This is a genomic window from Dyella sp., from assembly GCF_035486915.1.
Classification (GTDB): Bacteria; Pseudomonadota; Gammaproteobacteria; order Xanthomonadales; family Rhodanobacteraceae; genus Dyella_B.
Map to the genome: position 1 here is coordinate 1 of NZ_DATHMR010000094.1, position 11,517 is coordinate 11,517.

At 58.6% G+C, this 11,517-nt stretch carries 11 protein-coding genes; 5 read left to right on the forward strand and 6 right to left on the reverse strand.

Translation table 11 applies throughout. From position 1 onward, the window contains the following. Positions 1–998: dihydrolipoamide acetyltransferase family protein (locus VK725_RS07470; protein WP_325317430.1), on the forward strand; the 998-nt coding region annotated here is incomplete at its 5' end. A 171-nt stretch (positions 999–1,169) separates the two neighbouring features. On the opposite strand, the gene VK725_RS07475 is transcribed toward VK725_RS07470, so the two are convergent. Beyond that, positions 1,170–2,543, reverse strand: coding sequence for a HAMP domain-containing sensor histidine kinase (locus VK725_RS07475; RefSeq protein ID WP_325317431.1), 1,374 nt, complete (start codon positions 2,541–2,543; stop codon positions 1,170–1,172). Positions 2,544–2,545: 2 nt separating this feature from the next. Next, positions 2,546–3,235 carry a response regulator gene (locus tag VK725_RS07480; protein ID WP_325317432.1) on the reverse strand — a complete coding sequence of 230 codons (690 nt, stop codon included), beginning with the start codon at positions 3,233–3,235 and terminating at the stop codon, positions 2,546–2,548. 216 nt (positions 3,236–3,451) lie between these two features. Here VK725_RS07480 and VK725_RS07485 point away from each other — a divergent pair, with 216 nt between their 5' ends. Beyond that, the gene (locus tag VK725_RS07485) at positions 3,452–3,958 is read left to right on the forward strand and encodes a Spy/CpxP family protein refolding chaperone (RefSeq protein ID WP_325317433.1); all 507 of its coding nucleotides are present in this window, start codon (positions 3,452–3,454) and stop codon (positions 3,956–3,958) included. A 118-nt stretch (positions 3,959–4,076) separates the two neighbouring features. On the opposite strand, the gene VK725_RS07490 is transcribed toward VK725_RS07485, so the two are convergent. Continuing rightward, positions 4,077–4,613, reverse strand: coding sequence for a carboxymuconolactone decarboxylase family protein (locus VK725_RS07490; RefSeq protein ID WP_325317434.1), 537 nt, complete (start codon positions 4,611–4,613; stop codon positions 4,077–4,079). A gap of 138 nt (positions 4,614–4,751) precedes the next feature. Here VK725_RS07490 and VK725_RS07495 point away from each other — a divergent pair, with 138 nt between their 5' ends. Together VK725_RS07495 and VK725_RS07500 are read left to right on the forward strand one after the other, a co-directional pair. Beyond that, positions 4,752–5,693 (forward strand): AraC family transcriptional regulator, encoded by a 942-nt coding sequence (locus VK725_RS07495; protein WP_325317435.1) that lies wholly within the window; start codon positions 4,752–4,754, stop codon positions 5,691–5,693. Between the two features lie 64 nt (positions 5,694–5,757). Further along, positions 5,758–7,344: an inorganic phosphate transporter gene (locus tag VK725_RS07500; protein ID WP_325317436.1), complete on the forward strand. Its 1,587-nt coding sequence runs from the start codon at positions 5,758–5,760 to the stop codon at positions 7,342–7,344. A 148-nt stretch (positions 7,345–7,492) separates the two neighbouring features. On the opposite strand, the gene VK725_RS07505 is transcribed toward VK725_RS07500, so the two are convergent. Further along, positions 7,493–7,708, reverse strand: coding sequence for a hypothetical protein (locus VK725_RS07505; protein WP_325317437.1), 216 nt, complete (start codon positions 7,706–7,708; stop codon positions 7,493–7,495). Positions 7,709–8,038: 330 nt separating this feature from the next. Here VK725_RS07505 and VK725_RS07510 point away from each other — a divergent pair, with 330 nt between their 5' ends. After that, positions 8,039–8,491, forward strand: coding sequence for a BON domain-containing protein (locus VK725_RS07510; protein WP_325317438.1), 453 nt, complete (start codon positions 8,039–8,041; stop codon positions 8,489–8,491). A 200-nt stretch (positions 8,492–8,691) separates the two neighbouring features. On the opposite strand, the gene VK725_RS07515 is transcribed toward VK725_RS07510, so the two are convergent. Together VK725_RS07515 and rocF are read right to left on the reverse strand one after the other, a co-directional pair. Continuing rightward, positions 8,692–10,068 (reverse strand): tryptophan--tRNA ligase, encoded by a 1,377-nt coding sequence (locus tag VK725_RS07515; protein WP_325317439.1) that lies wholly within the window; start codon positions 10,066–10,068, stop codon positions 8,692–8,694. Positions 10,069–10,179: 111 nt separating this feature from the next. Further along, the gene (gene rocF / locus VK725_RS07520) at positions 10,180–11,103 is read right to left on the reverse strand and encodes an arginase (protein WP_325317440.1); all 924 of its coding nucleotides are present in this window, start codon (positions 11,101–11,103) and stop codon (positions 10,180–10,182) included. Positions 11,104–11,517 lie beyond the last annotated feature (414 nt).

The window sequence follows — 11,517 nt, forward strand, 5'->3', positions numbered from 1 at the left end:
ATCGCGAAGACGAAGGCACCGTGGTTGGCGCGATGATCAGCGGCAGTCACGTGCACGTCGAACAGGCATCCAGCGTGGGTGGCGTGAAGGCCGTTCCGGCCGTTCGCGCGCTCGCCAAGAAACTCAAAGTCGATATCGCGCGCGTCAAACCGTCGGGCGCCGACGGCGTGGTCACCTTGCAGGACGTGAAGAACGCGGCTGCAAACGGCTCCGCAGCACTCGGTGCGGCGCCTGCGCGGGCAGTGTCCTCTTCCGCCGGTCGTCATCTCGCTCCCGAGTTGCCGCAGCCGGAGCCGGCGCGCACGGCGACCTCGCTCGCTGGCAAGCCGGTGCGTACCGCGCCGCCGAGCGTGCAAGCAAGCGGTCAGCCGGAACAGCTGAAGGGTGTCCGTCGCAACATGGCGCGCGTAATGGCCGACGCACATGCCAACGTGGTTCCCACCACGCTGGTAGATGATGCAGATCTGCACGCGTGGATCGGCAAGCAAGACATCACCGCTCGCCTGATTCGCTCCATCGTCGCTGCGTGCAAGGCTGTGCCTGCGCTCAACGCATGGTTCGACGGCAAGAACCTTACCCGCACGTTGCATCCGCACGTGGACATCGGCATCGCCGTGGACACGGAAGACGGCTTGTTCGTGCCCGCACTGCGCAATGCCGACGTGCTGGATAGTGCAGGCATCCGCGCTGGTATCAAGCGTCTTCGCACGCAGGTGGAAGATCGCACGATTCCGTCGTCGGAACTGAGCGGCTACACGATCAGCCTTTCGAACTTCGGCATGTTCGCCGGTCGCTACGCGACACCCGTGGTTGTGCCGCCCTGCGTGGCCATCATCGGTGCAGGCAAGCTGAGTCACGACGTGGTGGCTGTGATGGGCGGCATCGAAGTACATCGCCGCATGCCGATCAGCGTGACGTTCGACCATCGCGCTGCAACGGGTGGCGAAGCTGCTCGCTTCCTGAAGGCGCTGCTGGACGATCTGTCGCTGCCGAACTGATTGCCGGTAAACGCTCAAAGAAAAAGCGCCCTGAAGGGCGCTTTTTCTATTTATAACGATGCGCAATTTACCTCGGCATCGTCGTGGCCCTATTCCTGCATGCGCGTCTGCTTCCGGAAGATCCCGCTACTGCGGGGCACCGTCACGCATCATTCGATCGCAAATGCCGTGTTACGTTGCCTCAGCTCCCGGCAAGCGCATGGTTATCGCCAGTCCACCGCCTTCTGCGTTTTGGGCAATCACTTCGCCGCCGTGTACGTGCACAACACGATGCACGATCGCCAGCCCCAAGCCATGCCCATTAGCATGCATCGCATTCGTGCCGCGGAAAAAGGGGCGAAATAGTAGTCCGAGTTCTTCCGATGGAACGCCAGGACCGTGATCGCGAATGCGCACGACAGCATTCTGCTGATCTTGCTCGACATCCACGTCAACACGACCGTAATCGGGACTGAATTTGATCGCGTTGGCAATGATGTTGTCCAGCGCACGCTCCAGCAAAATGCCGCTGCCCCACACAAATACCGGACCGGTGCTGTGGATCTGCAAATCGATGCCGCGCGCTTCGGCTTCTACGTGCGCGGCATCCATGCGCTCTTTCACGAGTTCGGCGATATCGAAGGAATCGCGCTCCATGCCCGGCAGGCCGCCTTCAAGCCGTGAGAGCGCCAGCATTTCGGCGGTCATGCGATCCATGCGGGCAATCTCCCGCTCCGCATGCTTGAAGTGTGCAGCTGCCTCTTCTGGTGTGGCGCTGTGTTGTGCAAGATCGAGGATCAGATGCAGGCGTGCCAGCGGCGACCGCAGTTCATGCGACAGATCCTGCAACACGCCACGATCATGCGCGACCAGCACTTCGATACGCTCGGCCATGCCATTGAAGTCGCTCGCCAACTGACCCAGCTCGTCATGCGCGCTACTCCACCGTTTGTCGACGCGCGTGGCGAACTCTCCGGCGGCCATCTTTCGCGTCGCTGTGCGCATGGCTTCGACCGGACGCGAGACACTGCGTGCCACCCACCAGCCGATTGCGCCAACTAGCAACAATGAAAGCGCCAGCTGCGAACCCAGCAGGATTTTCTCGCGCATATGACGCGAAATACGTGCACGCGAGCTACTGACTCCGACGAGTTGCCGCGTGTGGCCGTCCTTGCCGGTCACGTTTTGTAAGCCGATGTAAAAACCCGGAAAGGGATTCAAGGCGAGGTTCTGACCTTCGGCGAGCCATTGCGGCAGTGAATCGCGCACGCTGGGTGGCAAGCGCATCTCGCGCAGCGGCTGCCCGTTTTCATACAGCGTGGCGTCGATGCCCTCCGCCCGCTGTTGCTGTGCCCACGTCGTCAGACCATCGGTGCCACCCGTGTCATACGCCCCTTCTGCCGACTGCGCGATGGTTGCCCAATCGATGTCCTGCTCCGACGAAAACGCGATGAAGCTGCTGGTCACCCAACTGCTGAGCGCAAACACAAGCAGATTGGCAATGCAGAAGTAGATCAGCAATCGCCAGAACAACGGACTTCGGAAGGGACTCTTGAAGGAGCTCATACCTACGTTCCAGCGTTGGTCAACAGCACATAGCCGGCACCGCGAATCGAATCGATGCGCGGCGCGTTTGGTGAAGCCTCGGTCAGTTTGTGGCGCAGGCGACTCACGTGTACATCGATGCTGCGATCGAAACGCTCCAGTTCGCGGCCAAGTGCTACGCGCGTCAACGATGTCTTGTCGATCACTTCGCCCGCGCGTTGCACCAGCATCAACAGCAATGAGAATTCCGCCCCGGTGAGATTGAGTTCTTGATCGCCGGCATAAGCACGCCGCTCGGCGGGCATCAAGCGCAGCACACCTGCTGTGAGCACGCCCGCGCCTTCCGCCGAATGGCGCCGCAGCTGCGCACGCACGCGTGCAAGCAACTCGCGCGGGAGGCACGGTTTGGACAGATAGTCGTCCGCGCCCAGCTCAAGACCGACCACGCGATCGACTGGCTCGCCGCGACCGGAAAGCATGATGACGGGCAGACGATGCTGCGCACGCAGGTCGCGCAGGGTGTCCAGGCCACTGCGGCCCGGGAGCATGACATCGAGGATCAACAGATCCGGGCGCAGGGCTGGATCGCGCAGTTGCGTCAGGACAGCTTCGCCGTCGTGGACCACTTCCACTTGCAGGCCTTCCCGGCGCAGATATTCAGAAAGCAGCGCGCACAGCTCGCGGTCGTCATCGCCAATCAGTATTCGGGACATGGTTTCGTCGTGGGGAAGCCAAGAGGGTACCGGTGCCTACTATCGCATTACCTATCGCGATTGGCTGCCCGGTTAGGCCTTGTAAAACGCGGACTTGGACGACTCGCATGCATGAGTGGCGAGGACTTTACCCTTCTTTACCACGCCGCAAAGATCTTATACGCGCCCCTGTATTCAAATAATCACCAACAACAACCCCCACGCAGGAGCTTCACTATGCGCAAGACAATGACTCTGTCGATCATCCTGGCTGCGGCTATCGGCTGTTCCGCGCTGGCCTTTGCTCAGGGTGGTCCTGGTCCTGGTTTCGGCGGCCACGGCGGCCACCACGGTTTCCACGACGGCGGCCTTCCCCTCCGCGGCGTGACCCTCACGGATGCACAGAAAGCGTCGATCAAGCAGATCAAGCAGTCGGAATTCTCCAGCCTTAAGTCGCAGTTCCAGGCCGTCCACCAGCAGCGCCAGGCGTTCGAAGCCTTGTCGCCGAGCTCGTCGGGCTATCAGGCTGCCGCTGCAAGCCTCGCTCAGGCTGAAGGTCAGCTCACCACTGCCCGCATCACCGCAGAAGCTGCCGCCGACGCCCAGATCTACAACAGCGTGCTGACCGGCACCCAGCAGACGCAGGTTGCCACCAACAAGGCTAACTTCCAGGCCCGTCAGGCTGAATGGCAGCAGTTCAAAGCCGAGCATGCGACCCCGTCGACCTCGAGCTCTGCCCAGTAATAATTTCGATTAATAAAAACGAAGTGTCTCGGTTAGTCGGATCTTAGCGGACGTTCTAACCTCAACTTAAGCGATCGCCGCTGCATCGGCGATCGCTTTTTTGTTTCTGCATCCGGCGTTAGGCAACCTTCGGGAAATCAACCACGGTGTCGTTGACGCGATTGAACATGTTGGTGAAGAGAATTGCGCTAATGGCATACAACGCTTCGACGATCTGACGATCGCTGTAACCCGCCTGTTTAACGGCATCCACTACGTCTGCGGGAACGGTGCCGGATGTCTTCACCACGCTCACGGCGAACTTCACCAGCGCATCGATCTTGGCATCGGCACTGAATGCGCCGTTTCGCAGCTCATGCATCTGCTCGGCGGTGAATCCGGCGAGCTTGCCCGTGAAGCTGTGTGCGGCCACACAGTAATCACAGCCGGATGCCTCACTAATCGCAAGATTGATCGCATCCTGCTCGCGCGCATTCAACTGCGCTTGCTTCAGCACGGCGCCCGCTTGCAGCACCTGGCCCAACACGGCCGGCGCGTTGCTGCCGAGCGTGGCATAGGCATTGGGCACCTTGCCGACGGCACGCTTGATGGCGCTGAACAATTGCTCGGTTTCGCCGGTGGCTTCGTTGATGTTGATGGTATGAAGGCGGTTCATGAGATTTCTCCATTGGGGGATTGAGTTGGCGGTCGTAGCGACTCGCATCGCTGCATCCGTGGAGTTATCTTAGGCACCACCCGTGCATCAATCTGCACAGAAACGTTCATTTTGTTGCCCATTCGTCTCAAGCGACCCATGGATAGCCTCAGCCATCTCGTCCGAACGCTTTCGGTTTCTGGCAGGGTCGACCTTCACTGCCTGCTGGCCGGCATCTGGATCGCCGACCAGCCAAAGGCGGCACCGGGTCACGTGCCCTATCACGTGATCTTTTCGGGAAAGGTGCGCGTGCGTATCGGGTCCAGCGCACAGGAATTCGAGGCGGGCGACATCCTCATCTTTCCGCACGGTGCGGGTCACGTGCTGGAGAGCGTCGCTCTGGACGCGGACAACACTCCGTCGAACGATAGCGTGCAGCAGTATTTCAACGGTGTCGTCACCGAGATAACCCATCATGGCGATGGCCCGACGCTCGAAATGTTGTGCGGAGAATTCGTACTTGGAGAAGCAGGCATATGGCTGCTGCGCGCACTGCCCGATGTATTGCCCATACGTGCCAAAGAACGCCCATCCATCCTGTCGCTGATCGGCATGATGCGCGACGAGAGTGTGGAACCCAAACCGGGTAGCGCCGCGGTCGTCAACGAACTTTCCACCGCGCTGTTCACGTTGTTGATGCGTCGCGTGATGACCGAGAAATACGTCAACGGCAGTGTGCTTGCGTTGCTCGCCGATGCGCGCATCAGTCGTGCCGTCGATGCCGTATTACAGAACCCCGCGCAAGCGTGGACGGTCGATGCACTCGCCAAACAGGCGCACCTCTCGCGCGCAACGTTCGCGCGACGCTTTACGCAATGCAGTGGCATGGCTCCCCTGGAATGGGTCACGCAGGTCCGCATGGAATTGGCGGCGCGTTTGTTAACGCATGAGGGAATGGCTGCCAATCACGTTGCCGAACGATGCGGCTATGCGTCAGAAGCCGCTTTCGGGCGAGTGTTCAAAAAACATTATCAAGTCGGCCCGGGCGCTTATCGCCGCAGCATGCTGAACAAGAACAAGCCTGACCATTCATACGCGTGATTGTCACGTATTTGTCTTGTGCAGTCCTTAGCTTCCATCAGGCTGACCACCTAAGGGGCATGCCATGCAGACGGAAGTCGCTGTAGCTACAGCCGCGTCACCAACGAGCCAAGGTTCGGGGCGCATATTCGGTATCATTTTTGCCTTGGTATTGTTGGTGGGCGCCGTCTACGCAGGCGTTCACCTGATCGAAGATCTCTCCATCGTCCGCACACATTCCTCCGGGCCTTTCATCCTGTTGGGCATTGCGCTGCTGATTGCGCTGGGTTTTGAATTCGTCAACGGTTTCCACGACACGGCCAACGCCGTGGCAACGGTGATCTATACCAATTCATTGCCTGCCAATCTCGCAGTGATTTGGTCGGGCGTTTTCAACTTTCTTGGTGTGCTCTTCTCAACCGGCGCAGTGGCATTCACCATCGTATCGCTGCTTCCTGTCGAGCTGATCTTGCAGGTGGGTAGTGGCGCAGGTTTCGCGATGGTTTTCGCGTTGCTGATTGCAGCGATCATCTGGAATCTCGGCACGTGGTATTTCGGGCTGCCGAATTCCTCGTCACACACATTGATCGGCTCGATCATTGGTGTGGGCCTGGCAAATCAATTCACGTCGCTTAAGACAGGCACGAGCGGCGTGGACTGGAATCAGGCGATTGGCGTGCTCAAGGGCTTAATCTTTTCACCGATCGCAGGCTTCATCCTCGCTGGCTTGCTCATGTTCTTGCTGAAGGGACTGGTGAAGATTCCTGCGCTCTATAAAGCACCCGAAGGCAAGAAGCCGCCGCCGTGGCCGATTCGCGGATTGCTCGTTCTCACCTGCACGGGTGTGAGCTTCGCGCATGGCTCCAATGACGGTCAGAAAGGCATGGGTTTGATCATGCTGATTCTGATTGGCACCGTTCCAACCGCGTACGCATTGAACAATGCCGTATCCGGGGGAGAAGTGAAGAGTTTTCATCAAGTGTCGGTGGAAGCTCAGCAAGTACTGGCGAGCCTTGATCACGGAGTTCAGGTCAACGGCGATCCTCGCACGATCGTCACCACGGCTATCCAGCAGCGCAAGTTATTGCCGGATACGATCCCTGCTATGTCTGCATTGATTGCGGAGATCGATAGTCAGATCGGCAATCGTCAGTCGCTGCGCAACGTTCCACAGGAGCAGATGGGCAACGTACGTAACGATATCTATCTTGCCGACGCGGCGATTCCTTACGTCCTTGCCTCACCCGGCGTGACCTCCGAGCAGCACGATGTACTGACCACATGGCACGCCCAGGGCGTGAAGGCGACGCAATTCATCCCGTTGTGGGTCAAAGTTGCTGTCGCACTCGCGTTAGGTCTCGGCACAATGGTCGGCTGGAAGCGTATCGTGACAACGGTGGGCGAAAAGATCGGCAAGGAGCACCTTACCTATGCGCAAGGCGCATCAGCCGAACTGGTTGCGATGGGATTGATCATGGCTGCCGACGCGTATCACTTGCCCGTCAGCACCACGCATGTGCTGACATCGGGCGTAGCAGGCACGATGGCTGCGAATGGCTCAGGCCTGCAGTGGGCCACCGTACGCAATCTGTTGATGGCATGGGTGCTGACGCTGCCTGCATCCATTCTTCTTGCCGGCACGCTGTTCATTATTCTGAAGCACGTCTTCTAAGCTTTCCGTCCATGCAAAAACGAAAAGAGCGCGGCATTCACTGCTGCGCTCTTTTTGCATGAGGCTCATGGATTCGATCATCTGAAACGACTTGCCGGAGTTGGTCGTCCTTGACCGTGCCACTTCCTGAGATGACCGTGGGCAACGCTTAGTGCTTGTGATGCTTTGCTGCGTGTTTCTTAGCAGCATGTTCGGCGTGCTCGATCGCGTGCAGTTTGTGGCCATGCGCGAGGTGCGCATGATGACTTGCCGTTTCGTGGTCGCCGGTTTCGGCGTGCTTCGCCGCTTCGCGATGATGCTTGGCTGCCTCGTCCAGATGCTTTGCAGCTTCGTGGTGATGATGATGAATCTCGTGCTCGCTCATGCAAATCTCCTCGATAGCTATGCACCCGGCACAGATATCCGGGCTTTGCTAGCTAATCAGAAGACAGTGTCACGCTTGTGACGTCACGCGATGCCGTTGTTCCAAAGCGTTACAAAATAATGCGCCGTAGCGATATAACGGCCAACATTTGCCGAACAACCCCTTCGCACGATCAACACGTGCCTGAACAAACGCAACGCCTCATGACATTTTGCAACATTGTTTTTACATGCGAACTGTTGCCATGGTCTCGTGAAGTGAAACGGACGGGCATGCTTGCGCGTCAGATTGCTTCGCAGATGAATGATTCATATGCCCAAGGAGATTGCCATGCGTAACCTGTCCATTCTGCGCAAAACACTTATCGCTGGTGCCGTGATGATGGCCGTCGCAGCTGTGCCGCTGACTCAGGCGATGGCGCAGGACACGTCCAGCTCATCCGCCATGCAATCCTCAAGCGCCACGCCACAATCGCAGAGCTCAGCACCATCGTCCAGTAACGAAACCGTCCCCGGCAAGGTGGACGACTCTTGGATCACGACCAAAGTGAAATCGAAACTGGCTGCGGCCAAAGGCGTGAAGTCGTCGGATATTTCCGTCAATACAACGGATGGTGCGGTGACGCTGACCGGCACCGTGGCCTCTGCGAAGCAGCGAACCCGCGTTGAGCATCTCGCCAAACAGGTGAAAGGTGTGAAGAGCGTGGATGGCACTGGCTTGAGCGTAAGCGCAGGCAGCAGCAGTTCTATGCCTGCCTCATCTAGCAGCACAAGCGGTCACTAATGCGTGCTAAGCAGTAGTTGATGTTGCGAAGGCTCGATATCGTAAAACCACCGGGCGTGTAGATTTCTCGCCGCACCCGGTGGTTTTTTTATGTCTGCGAGCATGGACTGAAAATCCAATGAGTCCTGACTAGTGCGTGTTGCCTGCGTGAATGGATGCTTGGCGATACAGATATGCCTATATCGTTAAGTCAAAAGCCTTTACGAAGCTTCTTTTTCCTGCGCAGCGAGCATATCGAGTGCCTCACGCAAGTAGCTGAGTGCTTCATCGCGAGCAGACTCGTCGACGTAATCAGGCGTGCTGGCTACGGGTTCACCATCGAGCTCCAACACCAATGACCGCGGCAAAACATGCAACGTTGCGGCGGTGCCACCCAGCGTTTTCATCTGCTTTTGCACGGCACCGGCTGCCTTGGGATCCTTGAAGGATTTAGACAGCAACAGCTCGTCGCCCTCCGATGAGAACAGCCGGAAACGGAAGCTGCCATCGGTGTCGCGGAAACTCGCAAAACGCGGCGACTTGATCGATTTGTTCGGCAACCTCGCGGAGCCTGCATGCATCGTCACGGACGACATCGCACGCAGCCCGATCGCATCGCGAAGCTCGGCGAGTTTCGGTGCGGCAATCGCTCGTGCCTTGCGCGCGCCTTCGCGCAAAATTTCTTCGATGGCCGCCGGACGCGCGATGAGGCTTTCATAGCGTTCACGCATTGGCGCCACATCGGCCTCGATGCGCTCGTACAACACCTGCTTGGCTTCGCCCCAGCCGATACCTTCTTCCAGCGCCCGGCGGAACGCTGCGCTTTCCGCGTCGCTGGCAAAGGCGTGAAAGATGGTGAAGAGCGAGGAGCTATCGGGATCTTTCGGCTCACCCGGTGTGCGCGAGTCGGTGACGATGCGCATGACCGTCTCGCGTAAGTGCTTTGCACCGCCTGCGAACAAAGGAATAGTGTTGTCGTAGCTCTTGGACATCTTGCGACCATCCAGACCCGGCAACGTAGCGACTTGCTCTTCGATCACCGCTTCAGGCAATACGAAGAACTCGCGGCCGTAAATATGATTGAAGCGCTGACCGATATCGCGCGCCATTTCAATATGCTGAATCTGATCGCGACCGACGGGCACCTGCTTCGCATCGAACGCCAAGATGTCCGCCGCCATCAGCACCGGATACATGTACAAACCGGCGGTAATACCCGCATCGGGGTCTTCACCGGTTTCGGTGTTTTTGTCGACCGCAGCCTTGTACGCATGCGCGCGATTCAAAAGACCTTTTGCGGTGACGCAAGTGAGCAACCACGTGAGTTCCGGAATTTCCGGAATGTCCGACTGCTTGTAGAAGGTGACCTTGTTCGGATCGAGTCCCGCCGCCAGCCACGTAGCAGCGATTTCCAGACGCGATCGTTCAATGCGCGCCGGGTCGTCGCTTTTAATCAGCGCGTGATAGTCGGCCATGAAGAAGAACGCATCGACATCGGCGCGGCGGCTCGCGGCAATGGCCGGGCGAACGGCGCCGACGTAGTTGCCAAGATGCGGCGTGCCGGTGGTGGTGATGCCGGTTAGGACACGTGTTTGCATGTGGCGACAGTTAATTCATCGAACGAGTGAACATTTTCGCACAGCAACGTGCGGGCTGATTTGAGGCAGTGTACGGGGAAATGCAAAAAACGCGACCCATGTGCAGTCCGATTAATCAGGGTCACGCATCAACGTGGACTTGCCGAACAACGATTCGACCAGTTCTACAGCGAGTTTCGCCGTCTGATTGCGTTTGTCGTAAGCCGGATTGAGCTCGACGATATCCACTGAACCCAGACGACCCGTGTCGGCAATCATCTCCATGCACAGCTGAGCTTCGCGATAGGTCGGTCCGCCACGCACAGTCGTTCCGACACCGGGTGCAATGGAGGGGTCGAGGAAATCCACATCGAAGCTCACATGCAGATGCGTGTCGGCGTCCATACCATCCAGTGCTTCTTCCATCGTGCGCTTCATGCCCACTTCGTCGATATGGCGCATGTCGTAGATATCCATCTTCGCTTCGCGCACAAGACGCTTCTCGCCTTCGTCGACCGAACGGATGCCAATCTGACGAAAGACATCCGGCGTCACCACGGGCACTTTATCGCCGATTTCCACCAGCTCGCGCGGCCCATTGCCGCACAGGCAGGCGACCGGCATGCCGTGGATGTTGCCCGATGGCGTAACTTGCGACGTGTTGAAATCCGCATGCGCGTCCAGCCACAACACACGTAGCTTGCGACCCTGTTCGCGACAGTGGCGCGCGACAGCGCTGATCGAACCAATCGCCAGACAGTGATCGCCACCCAGCATGACCGGCAGGCGACCGGCTTGCAGCTCGTGATGAATCGCCCCGTGCACCGCGGTATTCCAGGCGATGACTTCAGGCAGGTGACGGTAGCCGTGCTCCGGCGGCTGCCAGGGGTTCATCGGGCCATGCAGGTTGCCGCGATCGACGACCTCCAGCCCGCGACGGCGCAATTTCTCGGCCAACTGGGCAACGCGTAAGGCTTCGGGCCCCATGGAGGCCCCTCGATGTCCCGCGCCGATGTCGGTAGGGGCGCCAACCAGTGCAATCACCTGCTTACTCATACTGCTTTTCTCGTGGTGTTTCGCGCAGATAGACAAGTGTACCGGGTCGGAAGGTGGCGGCCCATTGGGCCGTCCGATACCCCATGGATTTGAGCCCTGAGGCATCTGCTATAAAGGGCTTACAGGGAAAGGCGGCGCCCACTCGCGCCGCACAGGGGGACAATATGACTTGCGCAGTATGTGGGGCGGCGACCTCAGGGCAGTCGACGATTTGCAGTTCCTGCGACCAGGTTGTCGGTCGCGGCCGGTTTGCCGGCACAGCTGACCATTATCCATCGGCATCGCGGCGTCCTGAGGATGTCTCATCAGGCATGGCCATCGTCTGGTTCGTCGTTCTACTTGCCATAACGCTGGGTAGCGCTTTCGTCATCGTTGGACGACCCACCGATGCGTTTACGAGTGGCGAACTCTTCG

Excerpts from the sequence above, each read along its gene's own strand:
- VK725_RS07475 (WP_325317431.1), bottom strand. The coding sequence starts at position 2,543 with ATGAGCTCCTTCAAGAGTCCCTTCCGAAGTCCGTTGTTCTGGCGATTG.
- VK725_RS07480 (WP_325317432.1), bottom strand. The coding sequence starts at position 3,235 with ATGTCCCGAATACTGATTGGCGATGACGACCGCGAGCTGTGCGCGCTG.
- VK725_RS07485 (WP_325317433.1), top strand. The coding sequence starts at position 3,452 with ATGCGCAAGACAATGACTCTGTCGATCATCCTGGCTGCGGCTATCGGC.
- VK725_RS07490 (WP_325317434.1), bottom strand. The coding sequence starts at position 4,613 with ATGAACCGCCTTCATACCATCAACATCAACGAAGCCACCGGCGAAACC.
- VK725_RS07495 (WP_325317435.1), top strand. The coding sequence starts at position 4,752 with ATGGATAGCCTCAGCCATCTCGTCCGAACGCTTTCGGTTTCTGGCAGG.
- VK725_RS07500 (WP_325317436.1), top strand. The coding sequence starts at position 5,758 with ATGCAGACGGAAGTCGCTGTAGCTACAGCCGCGTCACCAACGAGCCAA.
- VK725_RS07505 (WP_325317437.1), bottom strand. The coding sequence starts at position 7,708 with ATGAGCGAGCACGAGATTCATCATCATCACCACGAAGCTGCAAAGCAT.
- VK725_RS07510 (WP_325317438.1), top strand. The coding sequence starts at position 8,039 with ATGCGTAACCTGTCCATTCTGCGCAAAACACTTATCGCTGGTGCCGTG.
- VK725_RS07515 (WP_325317439.1), bottom strand. The coding sequence starts at position 10,068 with ATGCAAACACGTGTCCTAACCGGCATCACCACCACCGGCACGCCGCAT.
- rocF (WP_325317440.1), bottom strand. The coding sequence starts at position 11,103 with ATGAGTAAGCAGGTGATTGCACTGGTTGGCGCCCCTACCGACATCGGC.